Source organism: Nonomuraea sp. NPDC005730 (assembly GCF_040630865.1).
Classification (GTDB): Bacteria; Actinomycetota; Actinomycetes; order Streptosporangiales; family Streptosporangiaceae; genus Nonomuraea.
On sequence record NZ_JBEXYK010000003.1, the window covers coordinates 38,596 to 56,148 of the forward strand.

A 17,553-nucleotide genomic window follows, 5' to 3' on the forward strand; every position below is an offset into this window, starting at 1 on the left:
CTGTTCTACTGTCGCGCCATGCCCCCCATGCGAAGAATCGCGATCCTCGGCGTGCTCACGCTCGGCCTGCTGTTACCCGCCGGCGCCGCGCGGGCTCACGAGGAACGTCCGGTGACGCTGCCGGACGGCACCGGCACGGTCCCGGTGCTGCGGGCGGGCGAACCCGACCTGCTGGTCTGCAAGACCGACAAAGCCGACTTTGAGCGGCGAATCGCGAAATTTCCGGCGGATCTGCGACAGCGCAATCTCGACCTTTTCGCGAAATGTCAGCAACAAGGGGTAAGACACCTGCAAGAGGCGGTTGATCGGGTTCAGCGACCGGGGATGACGATCGCCGTCCTGCCCGGCCTCTACCGCGAGGAGCCCAGCCAGGCCGCCCCCACCGGCGCCTGCGCGAACCTGCCCGCCCGCTGGTCGACCTGGGGCTACCAGATCCTCACCTTCGAGCAGCAACAGCAGTGCCCGCACAACCAGAACCTGGTCGCCATCCTCGGCAAGAAGGACCTGCAGATCGAGGGCACCGGCGCCGGCCCCCTGGACGTCGTCATCGACGCCGAGTACCGCAAGCTGAACGCCGTCCGCGCCGACCGCACCGACGGCGTCTACTTCAGGAACTTCACGGCCCAGCGCACCACCTTCAACTCCCTGTACGTGCTGGAGACCGACGGCTTCGTCATCGACCGCGTCCTCACCCGTTGGAACGACGAGTACGGCTTCCTCACCTTCGCCGGTGACCACGGCCTCTACACCGACTGCGAGGCGTACGGGAACGGCGACGGCGGCCTGTACCCCGGCAGCGCCTCCAACCTCAACGACGGCCGCGGCCACGACGTGCCGCGCTACGCCATCGAGATCCGCCGCTGCCGGAGCCACGACAACGCGCTCGGCTACTCGGGCACCGCGGGCGACTCGATGTGGGTGCACGACAACGAGTTCTACGACAACATGGTCGGCGCCACGATGGACAGCCTCTGGCCCGGCCACCCCGGCCTGCCGCAGAACCACGCCAGGTTCGAGAACAACCAGATCCACGACAACAACCGCGACTACTACCGCTACACCCGGGACGGCACCTGCGCCCGCCCGCCCGCCGAGCGCGGCTACGAGCGCGGCGTGGTCTGCTCCCAGGTCGGCGTGCCGCCGGGCACCGGGATCCTGGTCGCGGGCGGCAACTACAACGTCTTCAGGAACAACCGCGTCTGGGGGCACCGGCGGGCGGCGTTCCAGCTGTTCGGCGTGCCGGCGTTCATCAGGGGCGAGAACGACCTGGCCAAGCAGGCCGACACCGCGAACCACAACCGCTACGAGGGCAACGTCTTCGGCGTCGGCCCGGCGGGGGAGCGGCGGCCCAACGGCCTGGACGTGTGGTGGGACGGCCAGGGCACCGGCAACTGCTGGCAGGGCGACGCGGGCCGGTCCACGCCCGCCGCGCTGCCCGTCTGCGCCGCCCGCGCGCCGGAGTTGTCCGGCGGGACGAGCCGCGTCCTGGCCGAGCCCGTCAAGCTGGCCAAGCTGTACCTGTGCGCCGACTTCAGCGCGGCCCAGGCGCGGCTGCCCGCCGGATGCGACTGGTTCGGCGCCTCCGGTCTCGGCAAGGTCGAGGCCCAGCTCGCCCTGGGCGGGTCGGTGGTGCTCGCGCTGTTCGCGGTGCTGTTCTGGCGGCGCTCGGGCGCCGGCGCCCGGCTGCACAAGGGACGGCGGGAGGCCGGTCCCTCGGCCAACGGGGTGGCCCCCGCGGTGGCCGCGATCAGCACCCGCAGGCATGCGCTCATCGTGGCCGGGACCTTCGGCGGGCTCGCCGGCCTGACCTTGGACGTGGTGGGCGCGGCCGTGGACAGCACCCTGCTGGCCGCCGTCGCGCTGCTGCTCATGGCGGACTGGTGGTTGTGCCTGGGCGTGGCGCTGCGGCCGAGGCGGCCGGCGTTCGGCGGGCTCACGATCGTGCTCGGCGTGCTGGCCTGCGTGGACGCCTTCGACCGGGTGATCTGTCCGGTGCCGTTCGTGCCGCTGGGGCCGGGGTGGGTGCGGGGGCTGCTCACCGGGGTGTGGGTGTTGTGCGCGGTGGTCGTGCTGGCGCCGCGGCGCGGCCGTACCGAGGACAGGGCGGTGGCCGGGACGGAGGTGCGCGCGTGAGCAGGAGTGCGGCGCTCCTGACGGTTCTCACGGTCGCGCTCACGGCGGGCTGCGGGCCGCTGTCGGCGACCCACCACGTGCCGGGCAACAGCCACCAGGTGGCCACGGGCGCGCCGGACGGGCGGGCCGACGCCGTGATCACGATCGCGGGCGGCCGGGTGAGCCCGCCGTCCGGCTGGCTGGAGGTCGCGAAGGGGCGGCAGGTCGGCATCACGGTCACCGGCGACGTCGCCGACGAGCTGCACGTGCACGGCTACGACATCGAGGCCGAGCTGCGTCCGGGCGTGCCGGTGACCGTGCGGTTCACGGCGGACCTGACGGGCGTGTTCGAGGTGGAGACCCACCGCGGGCACCTCGTGCTGACCCAGCTGGCGGTGAGATGAAGCACATGCTCGCCCACGGGGTCGGCGGCCGGGGCGACCTGCCGATCCCGCTGTTCTACGCCTACGCGGGGGCGTTCGCGGCGCTCGTGGTGTCGTTCCTGGCGCTCGGCCTGCTCTGGGCGGACTCCCGCTTCCGCGGGGACCGGGCCGGGGTGGTGCTCGCGCTGCGCCTGCCCGCGCGGCCCCCGCGGGTGCTCGCGCTGCTGGGCGCGGCGTACACGGTGGGCTGGCTCGCGGTCGGCCCGGAGGAGGGGAACGCCGGGCCGTACCTGGTCTACGTGCTGTTCTGGGTGGGGCTGGTGCCCGCCTCGCTGCTGTTCGGGCCGGTGTGGCGGGGGCTGAACCCGTTCCGGCTGCTGCCCGACCGGCCGCGCCGCCCGCTCCCGGCGCGGCTCGGCTACCGGCCCGCCGCGGCGGGCCTGCTCGCCTTCACCTGGATGGAGCTGGTCGCCCCCGAGCCCGCCGCCCCCGCCACCCTGCTGGTCTTCCTCGGCCTGTACGCCGCCGTCCAGCTCGCGGGCACCACCGTGTACGGCCACGCCTGGCTGGAACGCGGCGACCCGTTCGAGGTGTACTCGACCCTGATCGGCCACCTGTCGCCGCTCGGCCGGCGCGCCGACGGCGCCCGCGTGCTGCGCAACCCCTTCGACGGCCTGGACGCGGTGGCCCCCGCCCCCGGCCTGGTCGCCACCGTGTGCGTGTTGCTGGGCAGCACCGGCTACGACGGCTTCTCCTCGGCGCCCGCCTGGGTGGAGGCCCTGCAGTCGGGCCCGCTGGGCCGCACCGGCCTGGGTACGATCGGCCTGCTGGCCGCCGTCGCCGGGGTGGCGCTGCTGTACGCCGCCTGCCTCGGCGCCGCCGGGCTGATCGGCGGCGCCCGCGGGCTGGCCCCCCGCTTCGCCCACTCGCTGGTGCCGATCGCGATCGGCTACCTGGTCGCCCACTACTTCTCGTTGTTGGTGGTCGAGGGGCAGCGCACGTTCGTCCTGGCGCTGGGCCTGGACGCGCGGGTGGACCAGAACGCCGTCTCCCCGGCGGCCGTCGCCGCCGTGCAGGTGCTGGCCATCGTGATCGGGCACGTCGGCGGGGTGGTGGCCGCCCACGACCGCTCGGTGCGGCTGCTGCCGCCGGCGCGGGCGATGGCCGGCCAGCTCCCGCTCTTCGTGCTGATGATCTGCTACACGATCGGCGGGCTGACGCTGCTGTTCGCCGTCTGACCCGGCTGACCCGCCGGGCCGGGGGCGCCGATCAGGGTGAAGGGCACGGTGGCCGCCACGCGGCCGTTGACGATGACGTCGAGCTCGCGCGGGCCGGGCGGCTCGTTGCGGGTGGTGACCGGGCGGAAGGAATGGCTCTTGCGCAGCGTGAACGCCGCCCCCTCGGCGGTGGCCGAGCGTTCGCCCAGGTGGAAGACGCGGCGCGAGCCCGCCCGGCGGACGGCGTACTTGACCACCAGCGGGCCGGGCGCGCCCGCGGTGACCGTGACGGTGAAGGTCAGGCTGCCGCCGACGGCGACCGTGCCGGACTCCAGGGTGAGCGCCCGCGCCGAGCCGCTGCCCGGCGTGGCGCCCAGCAGCGCGAGCGCCTCGGGATGCCCGGACCGCAGCAGCCCGCGCACCGCGTGCCGGACGACCCGCTCGACGTGCGAGCCGCCGCCCGCCCGCCAGCGGGCCAGCACGGCGAGCGCCGCGTCGGGGTGGTCCTTGGCCAGGTCGTTGACGTGGTTGGCGACCGAGCGGCGGACGTATTCGCTCGGGTCGTCGCGCAGCAGGTCGAGCAGGGGCAGGGTGGGGCCGGGCGCCATCAGCCAGCCCACCCGCGGCGCCCATGGCAGGCGCGGCCGGGAGCCTTCGGAGGCCAGGCGGCGCAGGTGCTCGTCGGGGGACTCGGCCCAGCCGTACATGATCTTGAGGGCGTCGTCGCGGTGGCGGTCGAGGTGGGGACGCACGGCGAACTCGCCCGTCGAGTACGGCGTGAGCGCCGCCAGCGTGGCCATCGCCGCCTCCAGGTGGCCGAGCCCGTGGACGGCGGTGTGGTCGGTGAGCGGCCAGCCGCTCCACAGGTCGAGCTCCCCGCGCGCGGCGCAGGCCCGCACCAGCTCGGCGGCCCGTGGATAGGGCAGCGGAAGGGCGTCGTGGAGGGCGGCCGAGACGTGCCGGACGCGGCCCTTCAGCTCCAGCGGGCCGAGCCCGGCCAGGGCCTGCTCGGTGAACCGGGCGCGCGGGAACGACGGCCACACGGCGGCCATGCCGCCGGCCAGCACCGAGACGGACCGGGCGTTGATCAGGTCTTTGAGCGGTTGTGCCACGCGCCCACCCTGCCAGCCGCCACCGACAATCCGGCCGCCCTCTGCACGACAGGGCGGCCGGGCGGTCAGCCCGTCGTCTCGCGCCACCGGTTGGTGATGGGCAGACGGCGGTCGCGCCCGAAGTTCTTCGGCGTGATCTTGGGGCCCGGCGGGTACTGGCGGCGCTTGTACTCCGCCAGGTCCACCAGCCTGATCACCCGCGTGACCAGCGCCGGGTCGTGCCCGGCCGCGATGAGCTCCTGCGAGCCCATGTCCTTCTCCACGTAGTCGTCCAGCAGCCGGTCCAGCACCTCGTACGGCGGCAGCGAGTCGGTGTCGCGCTGGTCGGGACGGAGCTCGGCGCTGGGCTCCTTGATGATCGAGTTCTCCGGGATCGGCTGCTCGACGGCCATCAGGAAGCCCTCGCAGGTGTGCGCGTTGCGCCACTTGGCCAGCTCCCAGACCATCGTCTTCGGCACGTCCTTGATCGGGGCGAAGCCGCCGGCCGAGTCGCCGTAGAGGGTGGAGTAGCCGGTCGCCAGCTCGCTCTTGTTGCCGGTGGTGAGCACCAGGTGGCCGTGCTGGTTCGACAGGCTCATGAGGATCATGCCGCGCACCCTGGCCTGGAGGTTCTCCGCGGCCAGGCCGGACAGCTCGACCTCCTTCTCGAAGGCCGTGACGATCTCGGCGATCGGCGCGATCCTGGAGTTGATGCCCTGCCTGGCCACCAGGTCCTCGGCGTCGGCCAGCGAGTGGTCGGAGGAGTAGCGCGAGGGCATGAGCACGACGTTCACCCGGGACGGGCCGATCGCGTCGGAGGCGATGGCCGCCGTCAGGGCCGAGTCGATGCCGCCCGACAGGCCCAGGATGACCGACTGGAAGCCGTTCTTGGCCACGTAGTCGCGTACCGCGAGCACCAGGGCCGCGTACACCTCCGCGTGCAGGTCGAGCCGTTCGGCGACGCGGGCGGGCGCCGCCGGGTAGGGCGTCACGGGCTCCTGGGAGAGCACCCGGCGCTCCACGGTGATCGTGGTGCCGTCGAGGGCGTCGTAGGGGAACGTGCCCGGCTCGGCGTCGGCGACCGGCAGGTCGAGGTCCACGACCAGCAGCTCCTCGCGGAACTGGCCGGCCCGCGCGACCAGCTCGCCCGAGCCGTCGACGACGATCGAGTCGCCGTCGAAGACCAGCTCGTCCTGCCCGCCGACCTGGTTGACGTAGGCGAGCGCGCAGCCGGCCTCGCGCGCCCTGCGGGCGCACAGCTCCAGCCGTACGTCGTCCTTCTCCTTCTCGTACGGCGAGGCGTTCGGCACCACCAGCAGCCCGGCGCCCGCCTGGCCGACGACGGACACCGGCCCGCCCTCCTGCCAGAGGTCCTCGCAGACCGCGATCGCCACGTCCACGCCGTGCAGCCGGAAGATCGGCAACCGGTCGCCGCGCACGAAGTAGCGGTACTCGTCGAACACGCCGTAGTTGGGCAGGTGGTGCTTGGCCGTGCGGGTGACGACCTCGCCCTTGTGCAGCAGCGCGGCCGCGTCCAGCGGCGCGCCCTTGGGCTGCCCCACGCGGGGCGCCAGGCCGGCGCGGTCGACGTAGCCGACGACCACGGGGAGGTCGCCCAGTCCCTCGCGGTCGAGCCTGCGCGCCACCTCCTCCAGGGTCCTGACGCTGGCGTCCACGAAGGACGTGCGCAGCACCAGGTCCTCGACGGGATAGCCGGTGAGGAACATCTCGGTGAAGACGACGAGGTGAGCGCCCCGCTCGGCGGCGTCACGGGTCCATGCGACCAGCCGCTCGGCGTTGGCGGCCAGGTCGCCTACGGTCGGGTTCGTCTGTGCCAGGGCTATGCGCAGTTGTGCCACGTCATTAGCCTAATACGACCCGATTTTTATCGTCAAAGCGACGAAAAGTGTCCCATGTCGCCAGGGGTGACCAATCCGGACTCGTAGGCCGCCATCACCAGCTGCGCCCGGTCGAACAGCCCCAGGTGGTCCAGCAGCGACTTCACCAGCACCGACACCTCCTCCTCGGGCAGCGCGAGCGTCTGGCCGATCTGCCGGTTCGTCAGCCCGCGCGCGACGAGTTTGAGCACGTCGAGCCGGGCGTCGGAGAGCCCGGCCAGCGCCGGCGGCGAGGCCGGGTCGGTGCGGCCGGCGAACGCCGAGATCAGCCGGGTGGTGACCGCCGGGTCGATGAGCGCGTCCCCGACGGCGGCCGCCCTGATGGCGGCCAGGAACTGCTCGGGGGCCGAGGTCTTCAGCACGAAGCCGCTCACGCCCGCGCGCAGCGCCGCGTACAGGTTCTCGTCGCTGCCGAACGTCGTCATCATGACGACCTTGGGCGGGCGTTCCCCGGCCAGGATCCGGCGGGCGGCGGCCAGGCCGTCCAGGTGCGGCATCTGGATGTCGAGCAGCACGACGTCGGGCCGGTGCGCGCGCACGCCCGCGATGGCCTCCTCGCCGTTGGCGGCCTCGCCGGCCAGCGCGACGCCGTCCTCGCTGTCGAGCATGGCGCGCAGCCCCGCCCGTACGAGCGCCTGGTCGTCGGCCACCAGCACGCGCAGCACCCGCTCATCGGCGGCGGCCGGAGCCGGCGCGGTGGACGGCGCGGAGGACGGCGCGGCGGACGGCGGTGGCGGCGGCTCCTCCAGCCGCTGGGCCAGCATGTCGGCCTCCAGCCGGCGCAGCCCGGCCGACAGGTCGAGCCCCAGCTCGTCCCGCCACACCGCGCGGGCCCGGCGCAGCGCGGCCAGCGCGTCGCCCTGGCGGCCCATCCGGTACAGCGCGAGGGCCAGCAGCCGCCACGCCTCCTCGCGCAATGGATGGGCCGAGGCGTGCGCCTCCAGGTCCGCCACCAGGGAGGTGGCCCGGCCGAGCGCGAGACCGGCGTCGGCGCGCCGCTCGACCGCGATCAGCCGCAGCTCCTCCAGCCTGCCCGCCTCGGTCGCCGCCCAGGTCAGCTCGGCGAACTCGGCCAGCGCCGGCCCGCGCCACAACCCGAGCGCGCTCTCCATGGCCGCCCACACCTGCGGCGGCGGCCCCTCGGTCTTCACCAGGCTCTCGAACCGCCACGAGTCCACCTGGTCGGGCGCGGCGCGCAGCGCGTAGCCGGGCGCGGCCGAGACCAGCACCTCGGCCTCCTCGCGCGGCGCGCGGCCGGGCTCCAGCGCGCGCCGCAACCGGGAAACGTAGCCCTGGATGGTGGACAGGGCCTGCGCGGGCGGATCGCCCGGCCACAACTCGTCGATGAGGGTGTGCACGGGCACGGCCCGGCCGCCCGCCACGAGCAGACGGGCGAGCACCGCCCGCTGCCGCTGGCCGCCGAGGTCGAGAGGGACGCCGTCGCTCCAGGCATGGAACGGTCCCAGTGCGGTGAATGTCAGCATGTCAGGGGTAAGCGTAGAGGGAGAACACGTCCGGGGATATGGCGAATTGTCACAGGGGGAGTTCGGCGTGGACAACCGTGCCGCCTCCCGGTCCCGCTCGTACGGCGCAGGTGCCCCCGAGCTCGGCGGCCCGTTCGCGCATCGAGCCCAGCCCGACGCCGGGCCGCGCGTCCGGCGGCAGGCCGATCCCGTCGTCGCCGACCGTGACGCGCAGCCGGTCGTCGCGGCGCAGCGCCACCGTGATCCGCGAGGCGCCGGCGTGCTTGCGGGCGTTGGTGAGCGCCTCCTGCACGATGCGGTAGGCCGCGACCTCGACCGCGGCGGGCAGGCCGGTCAGCTCGCCCGACGTCTCGATCGGCGTCCCGGCCAGCTCCTCGATCGCGCCGGCCAGGCCCAGCTCGTCCAGGGCGGGCGGGCGCAGGCCGTAGACGAGCTGCCGGATGTCGCCGGTCACGGCGTCCATGCCGGCGCGCAGCCCGGCCAGCAGCCGGTCGGCCTGCTCGGGGGCGCTGTGCATGGTCAGCCGGGCGGCGTTGATCGACATGGCCATGCCGGTGAGCGACTGGCCGAGCCCGTCGTGCAGGTCGCGGCGCAGCCGCCGCCGTTCCTCCTCCCGCGCGGTCAGGATGCGCTCGCGCGAGCGCTGCAACGCCGCCGTCAGCCGTACGGCGTGCGCCGCGTCGGCGATGTACGGCGTGATCGTGGCGATCACCCGCTCGTCGTGGGCCGCGGGGAACCTGCGCCGGTCCGTCGGCCCGATCAGCAGCAGCCCGACCGGCTCCCCGTGCCACACCAGCGGGACCGTCCTGGCCGCCGCGCCCACCACGCCGGACGTGGTCACCGCGCCGTCGGCCTCGACCGCCACGCCGGTCACCGACAGGCCCTCGCGCAGCACGTCCAGCGTGGCCAGCAGGCCGTGCACCGGGTCGGTGTGCTGGAGCCGGTGCCGCAGCCGCCGGGCCAGCGTGCCGGGGACGCCGGTGCTGCCGTACAGCAGGCGGTCCACGCCGCGTTGCAGGCCGCGGCGCATCGGCTGGAAGAAGGCCCCGGCGAACAGGGCCGCCGGGATCCCGGCGATCCGGTCCACCTCCGACAGGAACAGGCTGAGCGCCGCGCTGACCGCCACGTACACGAGGGTGATCACGATGGCCAGGCCGGTGCCCACCAGCGCCCTGCTGATCAGCGTGTCGATGCCGAACAGCCGGTAGCGCAGCACCGCCACGGCGATGGCCGCCGGGATCAGCGGGATGGCCAGCGAGGCCACCCACCAGACGTCCGCGCCGAGCATCCAGGGCACCAGCAGGCCGGGCAGGGCCACCAGCAGCCACAGCAGCTGCCGCCGCTCGACCGCGTCGCCGCGCCGAAAGCGCACGACCAGCGAGGCGAAGGCCAGCACCATGCTCGCCGAGAGCGTGCCGTGCCCGGCCTCGCGCAGCTCCGGCCGGCCGGTCAGCAGCCCGGCCCAGTCCAGCGCCTGCCCGGCCACGGCCAGCGCGATCACCGGCCGCCAGCGCCGCGACAGCAGCCTGCCCACCGGGTACAGCAGCGGCAGCAGGACGCCGAGGGTCAGCTCGCAGACGTTCCAGGTCAGGCTGACGACCGGCCAGCGCGGCCCCGGCCGGCCGTCGAGCAACTGGTAGAGGTTGGCCGACAGGATGTTGGCCGCCGCGCTCGCCCCGCCCAGGCACAGCAGCCAGCCGATGACCAGCCGCGGCCTGCTGTGCACGAGGATCGCGCCGAAGACCGGGAAGGCCGTGCCCGCCATGTCCTCCGGCGCGAACGGCAGCGGCGTGTACGGCGACGGCGGCAACTGGGCGGTCACCCAGATGTCGGCCAGCTCCAGCACGACGGCGAACGTGGCGATCCCGATCGCGACGCGGGGAGTGGCCAGCCTCGTCACCGCCCGGCGCGCCCAGAGTGCGTGGCGCATCCCACCATTTCCTTCCGTGATCGGCAGGAAATTATCGGGAAGAAGCCAACATCCGATCAAAATTCTCTCAACGGCGGCGGATTCCGTGGAGCGCCGCAAGCGGCCTCAGGGCGGGTTCAGCGCCGCCGGATCGCCGGGCCGAGGGCCAGCATGCCCGCCGCCGAGACCAGCGCGACGCCGCCCACGGCGAACCACAGCGCCTTCGGCCCGGCCGCGAGCAGCGGTCCGCCCATCAGCGGCGCCAGCACCGAGGCCAGCGACCAGGCGAAGCCGAACAGCCCCGAGTACCGCCCCCGCAGGTGCTCGGGGGCCAGCGCGGCCACGATCGTCCCGGAGATGCCCGCGGTGATGATCTCGCCCACGGTCCACACCGCGATCGTGACGGCCAGCCAGAACGTCGTCGTGACGAAGGCCGTCAGCGCGAACCCGGCCCCCATGACCGCCAGCCCGAGCGCGAACGTGCGGGAGGGGTCCCTGCGCCCGAGCCAGCCGGAGACGAGCGGCTGCACGATGACGATCAGCACCCCGTTCAGCGCCATGGCCAGGCCGAACTGCCCTGTGGTCAGCTTCACCACCGACGTCATCGCGACCGGCAGCATGGTCACGGTCTGCAGGTAGACCAGCGCGTTGCCGAGCACGACCAGCGTGAAGGCCACCATCAGCCGGTCGCGCAGGACGACGCCGAACCCGCCGCCCGACTCGCGCGCCGGCGGCCGAGTCTCGGGCACCGCCCGCCACACCAGCGCGGCGAAGAGCAGGCACGAGGCCGCGTCGATCCAGAACAACCAGGCGAACCCGACGCTCGCCAGCCAGCCGCCGGCCGTCATGCCGACCGCGTAACCCAGGTTGATCGCCCAGAACAGCAGCCCGTACGCGCGGGCCCGCTCCGACGGCGACACCAGGTCGGCCACCAGGGCGCTGGACGCCGGCCGGTAGATGTCGATCACCAGCCCGAGCACGAACATGGAGGCGACGATCGCCGGCAGCGAGGTGCTGTAGCCGAGCGCCAGCATGGTGGCGGCGGTGGCCAGCATGCCGCCCGACAACGTGACCCGGCGCCCGACCCGGTCGGTGAGCACGCCGGCGAGGATCTGCGACAGCAGCGAGCCCGCGCCGTAGACGCCCATGACCAGGCCCACGGCGGTCACCGACATGCCGCGGGAGTGGGTCAGGTACACGCCGGTGAACGGCATGACCAGGGTCCCCAGGCGGTTGACGAGGGTGCCACTCCACAGGGCCCAGAAGGGCCGCGGCAGTCCGCCGATCTGGGAGCGGAGGAAGGAAGGCTTTTCCACAGCGGTGCTAGACACGGATAAAGGGTCAGGTCTGGGTGGCCGAGGTGCCATCGATTTAGTGCACACTAAAACCATGGCCGTGACCTGGGACCTCAAGCCGGAGGACGTCGCGCGCATCCGGTTCGCGTTCTCGCCCATGTGGGAGCTGGTCGCGAGCCTGCGCACCCTCCAGGACCCCTCCAGGCAGTCGATCCACCTGCCCTGGATCAAGGCCGTACGCCCCCGGCTGGCCGGGCTCGACCTCGACGAGCTGTTCGCGCTGGTCCCGCCGTCCGGCTACCTGGCCGACTTCATCACCCCGCCCCCGCAGACGCCGCTGCCCGACTTCGCCGCCGAGCTGGAGCAGGTCCGCGGCACGCCGCCGGAACGCGCCCGCACGGAGGCCGCGACCATCGCGGGCACCGACCGGGCGCTGCTCGACCGGTTCATGGCGGACCCGGCGGCCGGCGTGGCCCGGGTGGCCGCGGCGCTGGAGACGTACTGGCGGGCCTGCTTCGAGGAGTTCTGGCCGCGCGTCTACGGGCTGCTCGAACGCGACGTGCTGCGCCGCTCCCGCCAGCTCACCCAGGGCGGGGCCAGGGAGCTGTTCGCCGGGCTCGGTTCCGCCGTGGAGTGGACGGGGGAGCAGCTGCTCATCGACCGGCCCTGGTGCCACGCGGGCGGCCTGCACGGCGACGGGCTGCTGCTGGTGCCGAGCGCGTTCTACTGGCCGTCGGTGGCCGTGATGTCGGCTCCGTACCAGTCGATGCTCGTCTATCCGGTGCTCGGCGTCGGCACGCTGTGGGAGCAGGGCCCGCCGCCCGCCCCCGGCGCGCTGGCCGCGCTCATCGGCCGCAGCCGGGCGCAGATCCTGCTCGCGCTGGCCGAGCCGAGCACCACCTCGGCGCTGGCCGCCCGGATGTCGCTCACCCCGGGCGCGGTCAGCCAGCACCTCGGGGTGCTCAGCGACGGCGGGCTGGCGGTGGGCCTGCGCCTCGGCAAGCAGGTCGTCTACCGCCGGACGGCGGCCGGCGACATGCTCGCCGGCGCCTCCCTCTGACCGGCTCCCCCTGATCGGCCTCAGGCGTACCGGGACGACTCCAGCAGCCAGTCCAGGTGGGCGCGCGGCGCGGCCAGGTAGGCGCAGGCGACCTTGCTGACGTCCCTGGCCGCCTTGGGCGGCAGGTCGTCGAGCGGCAGCCGCCTGGCCGCCCGGTTCATGTCCTGGCAGCGCCCGGCGATCCGGTCGAGCACCCACGCGACGGCCTCGCGCTCGCCCAGCCCGAGCTGCCGGACCGCCAGCACGACCAGGTTGTGCACGTCGCCGCGCTCCTTGGGCCGCGAGGCGACGTCGTTGCACCAGGCCGTGACGTCGCTGCAGGCGTCCACCAGCTCCCGCCAGGGCTCGCACTGGACCATCCAGGCCGGCACCTCGACCCGCAGGCACGGCTCCACCAGGTCGTACAGGTAGGGGCCCACGGTGCCCCTGCGCAGGGCCGGGTACTCCTCCAGCGTCGGCATGCGCCCGGCGGCCCGGTTGTCGGCCTCGGTGCGGCACGCGTCGGCCTGGCGGCGCAGGTTGACCGCGAAGCGGGCCCGCCACTGGTCGCTCATCCGCGCGCTGGTCACCCGCCACAGGTCGGCGAAGGCCGCCTCCAGCGGGTGGCGGGCCGCGCCCTTGAGCATGCCGCCGAAGATGTCCAGCGGGCACGACCCCTCGTCCAACTCGTCGTCGAGGTGGAACAGCCAGGTCAGCCACTGGGCGAACAGCGCCGCCGCGGCCGCGTCGAACTCGGCGAACGCGCGCCCGGCCATCCGGTGGAAGCCCACCCCGGCGTCGGCGCGCAGGCCCGTCCGCCTGGCCCAGTCGATGACCGCGGCCTCGATGGCGTACACGGCCGGGTGCATCCGGCAGGGCGCCCCCATCGCCGGCACCCGCTCGACGAGCGGCAGCAGCGCCAGCGCGGGCGAGCCGCCCTTGCGCGGCAGCGGCAACATCGGCTTCCAGTGCAGGACCGAGCGGAGCGCGGTGCGCACCGTGGCGAACACGGTGGTGCTCACGGCCGTGTTCACAGCGGACCGTAAAGCCAGTTGCCCGCGGCGTTCGGGTCTGAGCTGCGGTAGTAGTCCTCGGCCGCGCGGATCAGCTCCTCGACGGTGAGCGCGCCTCTGCCCTCGCGGTCGAGCCGGTCGAACGCCTCGTCCACGTCGTCGTAGGCGGTGCCGAACGCGCTCAGCATCGTGCGGAACTCGCCCGGCCGGATCAGGCCGTCGCCGTCGCCGTCGCAGAGCTGGGCCACCGCCACCGTCGCCGGCCGGAACACCGGCCCGTACCGGTCGCCGGTGACGAACGCCGCCGTCATCCCGCCGCGGAAGTCCGTACGCGCGATGCCGGATTCGCCGTCGCGGTCGAGCGCCCGCGACAACGTCGACCAGATGCCGTCGAAGCTGCCGACGAGCCGGTTGCCGGTGACCGAGGTGGGGGATTCCCCGAAACCCACCAGCAGGCGCGCGCCCAGCCCCAGCAGGTCCTCCCGCTCGACGACGCCGTTGCCGTTCGCGTCGATGTGGTCGAACGCCCGATCGAGCTTGTGATTGAGCAGGTCGATAGCCACCAATGCCTCCCCCGAGACTAACTGCGTGATCACAGTAGATCTGGGCGGCCCCTTTGTCAGTGAGGCTCGCACCGGCGCCCCCCGTAACGTGTGCGAAACACGGGCACGGCATGCTGATACAAGACCCGCACTGTCTTCAACGAGGGGACGCCTTGGACCGCCAGCAGGAGTTCGTGCTCCGCACGCTAGAGGAACGCGACATCCGGTTCATCCGGCTCTGGTTCACCGACGTCCTCGGCTTCCTCAAGTCCGTCGCGATCGCGCCCGCCGAGCTGGAAGGCGCCTTCTCCGAGGGCATCGGCTTCGACGGCTCGGCGATCGAGGGCTTCGCCCGCGTCTACGAGTCCGACATGCTGGCCAAGCCCGACCCCTCGACGTTCCAGATCCTGCCCTGGCGCAGCGAGACGCCGGGCGCGGCGCGCATCTTCTGCGACATCCTGATGCCCGACGGCACGCCGTCGCACGCCGACCCGCGCTGGGTGCTCAAGCGCACGCTCGCCAAGTGCGCCGACATGGGCTTCACCTTCTACACCCACCCCGAGATCGAGTTCTTCCTGCTGAAGAACCGTCCCGAGGCCGGCCAGCGGCCCGAGCCGATCGACTCCGGCGGCTACTTCGACCACACGCCCCACAGCTCCGGCCACGACTTCCGGCGCCAGGCGATCATGATGCTGGAGTCGATGGGCATCTCCGTCGAGTTCAGCCACCACGAGGGTGCCCCCGGCCAGCAGGAGATCGACCTGCGCTACGCCGACGCGCTCACCACGGCCGACAACATCATGACGTTCCGGCTGATCATGAAGGAGGTCGCCCTGGAGCAGGGCATCTGGGCCTCGTTCATGCCCAAGCCGTTCACCGAGCACCCGGGCTCGGGCATGCACACGCACATGTCGCTGTTCGAGGGCGACCGCAACGCCTTCCACGAGGCGGGCACCGACTACCGGCTGTCGAAGATCGGGCGCTCGTTCATCGCGGGCCTGCTGCGGCACGCCGCCGAGATCACCGCCATCACCAACCAGTGGGTCAACTCCTACAAGCGGCTGTGGGGCGGCGCCGAGGCCATCGCGGGGCAGGGCGGCGAGGCGCCCTCCTACGTGTGCTGGGGGCACAACAACCGCTCGGCGCTGGTCCGGGTGCCCATGTACAAGCCGCACAAGGGCGGCTCGACCCGCATCGAGTTCCGGTCACTCGACTCGGCGTGCAACCCGTACCTGGCCTTCGCGCTGGTGCTGGCCGCCGGGCTCAAGGGCATCGAGGAGGGCTACGAGCTGCCGCCGGCCGCCGAGGACAACGTCTGGACCCTGACCAGCGCCGAGCGCCGGGCCCTGGGCATCCAGCCGCTGCCCGGCTCGCTCGACGAGGCCATCGCCGTCATGGAGCGCAGCGAGCTGGTGGCCGAGACGCTGGGCGAGCACGTCTTCGACTTCTTCCTGCGCAACAAGCGGGCCGAGTGGCGCGAGTACCGCCGTACGGTCACCGAGTTCGAGCTGGGCCGCTACCTGCCGGTGTTGTGAGGCCGGGCGGGGAGACCCGCCCCGGTTCAGCCCTTGAACTCGCGCACCTCGACCGGCAGCACGCCCACGGCGCGCGCGAGCCGGCGCCCCCACTCCAGCGGGCCGTCCAGGTCGGGGGCCCGGATGACGGTGAACCCGCCGACGTGCTCCTTGCCCTCGGTGTAGGGGCCGTCGGTGGTGAACGTCTCGTCCGCGCGCATCCGGATCACCGACGCCTGCTCGGCCGGGGGTCCTCCCTCGTGCGTCCGCGTCCCCCCGGACGCCGTCAGTCGGCGGGGGCGCGGTCGGCGCTGTCGAAGACGATGTGCGTCAGCAGGTCGGCCTCGGCGCGGGTGAGCACGTGCGCGCTGACGGCCGGGGCCGGGTCGCCGCCGGTCACCCGTGCCAGCAGGCTCTCCCAGCGGCGGCGGTGGCGGGCGAACGTGCGGGGCGCGACCACCCGGCCCCTGGCGTGCTGCCCGGCGACCGCCGCCTCCGGCGGCGCGTCGAGCAGCAGCAGGTGGAAGCTCGCGCGCTGCCTGCGGGCCAGCCAGGCGAACCCCTTCAGCACGTACGTGGCGCAGCCCCGGTTGTGCGCGAGGACCGCCCGCCCGCCGGCCAGCGCCCGGCTGATGCGGCTCAGGTGGGTGGCGAACACCACGGCGCGGCGCACCGGACGGGGGGCCCAGGGGATGCGGCCGTCCCAGCGCAGGCGGGACTGCCCCGAGTCGATCACCACGACCGCGTCGGCGGCGACGGGCGCGCTCTCGGCGCCGTGGAGGCCGTAGAGGCGGCGCAGCAGCGTGGTCTTGCCGGCGCCGGGCAGCCCGGTCAGGATGACCAGCGACCCGGGCGGAAAGCGTAACGTCGCCCGCTGCACAGACCCACCCCGCCCGATCGGATTCGCTTCGACCCCTGTTCGCGCCAGCATAGGGCGCGGGGGCACGCGGCGGGCGGGCCCGGCCGCCGGAACGGTCCGACGGGATTCACCGGGAATGGGCCCGGGGCGGGGAAATCACGGGATAAGGTACTGCCGACGCCTTGATCGGTCTCACCCCGGATACAGATACGGCTCCGGGTTGGGGCCGATTTTCGTTGTTCCTCACCCCCGAGTCACATCCGTGCCATGGACGGCGCCGACCCTGGGAGGGGACGGCCGGGGGCGGCCGGGGAAGTTTCGGCCACACCTGTGGCGTTATGGCATGAGTCGGCCGTCGCTCAGGGGACCCCCAGCATCGTGGTAATCCGGGAGTCCAGTAAAATCGGCCTACTCTTTACGATATTTCCGGACTTCTCGCCTTGTGGGGCGATATTGGAGGGTGTGGCATGACGACGGCTGCCCTGCAGACCGTGTTGACCGTTCCCGAGCGTTTCCGGGGCCCGGTGGGAGTCGCCAACGGCGGCTGGATCGCGGGCACCATGGCAGAGGCGCTGAACGGCGGCCGATCAGCGGTCGAGGTCACGCTGCACGCGCCCACGCCCCTGGAGACCGAGCTGCGCCTGGAGCACGTCGCCAACAGCGTCTCGCTGTCCGACGGCGACAAGGTCCTGGTCGAGGCCATCCCCGTCGCCGAGACCCTGTCCGGGCCCGGGTTCGTGCCGTTCACCGACGCCGCCCGCGCCGAGGCCGGGTTCGTCGGCCTGAAGGCCCACCCGTTCGCCGAGTGCTTCGCCTGCGGCCTGCGCGAGCCGGGCGACGGCCTGCGCATCTTCCCCGGCCCGGTGGAGGGCTCCGACCTGGTCGCCGCCGGGTGGCGGGTGCCGTTCACGGTGAGCGGCGAGGACGGCGTGCCCGCCTCGATCGTGGGCGCGGTGCTCGACTGCATCACCGGCTGGGCGCACTTCGGCCCCGGTGAGTCGGCTCTGCTCGGCCGCCTGGTCGTGCAGATCAACGGCCCGGTGCTGCCGGGTGGCCGCTACTCCGTGGTGGCCCGTCCGACCGGCCGCGACGGCCGCAAGATGTACGGCGAGAGCGGCATCTACGAGGACGACGGAACCCTGGTGGCCGCCGCCCGCGCCACGTGGATCGCTCCACGCTGACCTGCGTCGACGAACG

At 73.2% G+C, this 17,553-nt stretch carries 15 protein-coding genes; 6 read left to right on the forward strand and 9 right to left on the reverse strand.

Annotation, left to right across the window (positions count from 1 at the left end; genetic code table 11):
* Window positions 1-27 precede the first annotated feature (27 nt).
* From ABZ444_RS05155 to ABZ444_RS05165, 3 genes are read left to right on the forward strand one after another with little or no spacing between them, the layout of a single operon-like run.
* Window positions 28-2,133, forward strand: coding sequence for a right-handed parallel beta-helix repeat-containing protein (locus tag ABZ444_RS05155; RefSeq protein ID WP_357992907.1), 2,106 nt, complete (start codon window positions 28-30; stop codon window positions 2,131-2,133).
* Window positions 2,130-2,516 (forward strand): hypothetical protein, encoded by a 387-nt coding sequence (locus ABZ444_RS05160; protein WP_357992910.1) that lies wholly within the window; start codon window positions 2,130-2,132, stop codon window positions 2,514-2,516. Before ABZ444_RS05155 ends, ABZ444_RS05160 begins: the two co-directional genes overlap by 4 nt.
* 5 nt (window positions 2,517-2,521) lie before the next feature.
* Window positions 2,522-3,733 (forward strand): hypothetical protein, encoded by a 1,212-nt coding sequence (locus ABZ444_RS05165; RefSeq protein WP_357992913.1) that lies wholly within the window; start codon window positions 2,522-2,524, stop codon window positions 3,731-3,733.
* Here the strand turns inward: ABZ444_RS05165 and ABZ444_RS05170 are convergent.
* The 5 genes from ABZ444_RS05170 to ABZ444_RS05190 form a co-directional block, all read right to left on the reverse strand.
* Window positions 3,694-4,824 carry a DNA alkylation repair protein gene (locus tag ABZ444_RS05170; protein ID WP_357992916.1) on the reverse strand — a complete coding sequence of 377 codons (1,131 nt, stop codon included), beginning with the start codon at window positions 4,822-4,824 and terminating at the stop codon, window positions 3,694-3,696. The genes ABZ444_RS05165 and ABZ444_RS05170 overlap by 40 nt on opposite strands.
* Before the next feature lie 65 nt (window positions 4,825-4,889).
* Window positions 4,890-6,662, reverse strand: a complete 1,773-nt coding sequence (locus ABZ444_RS05175) for an NAD+ synthase (RefSeq protein WP_357992919.1) — start codon at window positions 6,660-6,662, stop codon at window positions 4,890-4,892.
* A gap of 32 nt (window positions 6,663-6,694) precedes the next feature.
* Window positions 6,695-8,185, reverse strand: a complete 1,491-nt coding sequence (locus ABZ444_RS05180) for a BTAD domain-containing putative transcriptional regulator (protein ID WP_357992922.1) — start codon at window positions 8,183-8,185, stop codon at window positions 6,695-6,697.
* 49 nt (window positions 8,186-8,234) lie between these two features.
* Window positions 8,235-10,115, reverse strand: coding sequence for a sensor histidine kinase (locus ABZ444_RS05185; protein ID WP_357992925.1), 1,881 nt, complete (start codon window positions 10,113-10,115; stop codon window positions 8,235-8,237).
* Window positions 10,116-10,231: 116 nt separating this feature from the next.
* Complete coding sequence (locus ABZ444_RS05190) at window positions 10,232-11,425, reverse strand: MFS transporter (RefSeq protein ID WP_357992928.1); 1,194 nt, start codon at window positions 11,423-11,425, stop codon at window positions 10,232-10,234.
* Window positions 11,426-11,483: 58 nt separating this feature from the next.
* Between ABZ444_RS05190 and ABZ444_RS05195 the strand changes: the two genes are divergently transcribed.
* Entirely contained in the window at window positions 11,484-12,449 is a 966-nt protein-coding gene (locus ABZ444_RS05195; RefSeq protein WP_357992931.1) for a DUF5937 family protein, read from the forward strand.
* Between the two features lie 20 nt (window positions 12,450-12,469).
* Here ABZ444_RS05195 and ABZ444_RS05200 read toward each other — a convergent pair whose 3' ends face one another.
* Together ABZ444_RS05200 and ABZ444_RS05205 are read right to left on the reverse strand one after the other, a co-directional pair.
* Window positions 12,470-13,450 (reverse strand): terpene synthase family protein, encoded by a 981-nt coding sequence (locus ABZ444_RS05200; RefSeq protein WP_357967567.1) that lies wholly within the window; start codon window positions 13,448-13,450, stop codon window positions 12,470-12,472.
* An 8-nt stretch (window positions 13,451-13,458) separates the two neighbouring features.
* The gene (locus tag ABZ444_RS05205) at window positions 13,459-14,004 is read right to left on the reverse strand and encodes an EF-hand domain-containing protein (protein ID WP_357967570.1); all 546 of its coding nucleotides are present in this window, start codon (window positions 14,002-14,004) and stop codon (window positions 13,459-13,461) included.
* 152 nt (window positions 14,005-14,156) lie between these two features.
* On the opposite strand from ABZ444_RS05205, the gene glnA reads away from it, so the two are divergent.
* On the forward strand, window positions 14,157-15,518 hold the full coding sequence (gene glnA, locus ABZ444_RS05210; RefSeq protein WP_357967573.1) for a type I glutamate--ammonia ligase: 1,362 nt from the start codon (window positions 14,157-14,159) through the stop codon (window positions 15,516-15,518).
* A gap of 26 nt (window positions 15,519-15,544) precedes the next feature.
* On the opposite strand, the gene ABZ444_RS05215 is transcribed toward glnA, so the two are convergent.
* Together ABZ444_RS05215 and ABZ444_RS05220 are read right to left on the reverse strand one after the other, a co-directional pair.
* Window positions 15,545-15,727 (reverse strand): YciI family protein, encoded by a 183-nt coding sequence (locus ABZ444_RS05215; protein ID WP_357992934.1) that lies wholly within the window; start codon window positions 15,725-15,727, stop codon window positions 15,545-15,547.
* Between the two features lie 56 nt (window positions 15,728-15,783).
* The gene (locus ABZ444_RS05220) at window positions 15,784-16,377 is read right to left on the reverse strand and encodes an AAA family ATPase (RefSeq protein WP_357967578.1); all 594 of its coding nucleotides are present in this window, start codon (window positions 16,375-16,377) and stop codon (window positions 15,784-15,786) included.
* Window positions 16,378-16,823: 446 nt separating this feature from the next.
* Here ABZ444_RS05220 and ABZ444_RS05225 point away from each other — a divergent pair, with 446 nt between their 5' ends.
* On the forward strand, window positions 16,824-17,537 hold the full coding sequence (locus tag ABZ444_RS05225; RefSeq protein ID WP_357992937.1) for a hotdog fold domain-containing protein: 714 nt from the start codon (window positions 16,824-16,826) through the stop codon (window positions 17,535-17,537).
* Window positions 17,538-17,553 lie beyond the last annotated feature (16 nt).

Coding starts and splice junctions, on each gene's coding strand:
- ABZ444_RS05155 (WP_357992907.1), top strand. CDS start 28: ATGCGAAGAATCGCGATCCTCGGCGTGCTCACGCTCGGCCTGCTGTTA.
- ABZ444_RS05165 (WP_357992913.1), top strand. CDS start 2,522: ATGCTCGCCCACGGGGTCGGCGGCCGGGGCGACCTGCCGATCCCGCTG.
- ABZ444_RS05180 (WP_357992922.1), bottom strand. CDS start 8,185: ATGCTGACATTCACCGCACTGGGACCGTTCCATGCCTGGAGCGACGGC.
- ABZ444_RS05185 (WP_357992925.1), bottom strand. CDS start 10,115: ATGCGCCACGCACTCTGGGCGCGCCGGGCGGTGACGAGGCTGGCCACT.
- ABZ444_RS05195 (WP_357992931.1), top strand. CDS start 11,484: ATGGCCGTGACCTGGGACCTCAAGCCGGAGGACGTCGCGCGCATCCGG.
- ABZ444_RS05225 (WP_357992937.1), top strand. CDS start 16,824: ATGACGACGGCTGCCCTGCAGACCGTGTTGACCGTTCCCGAGCGTTTC.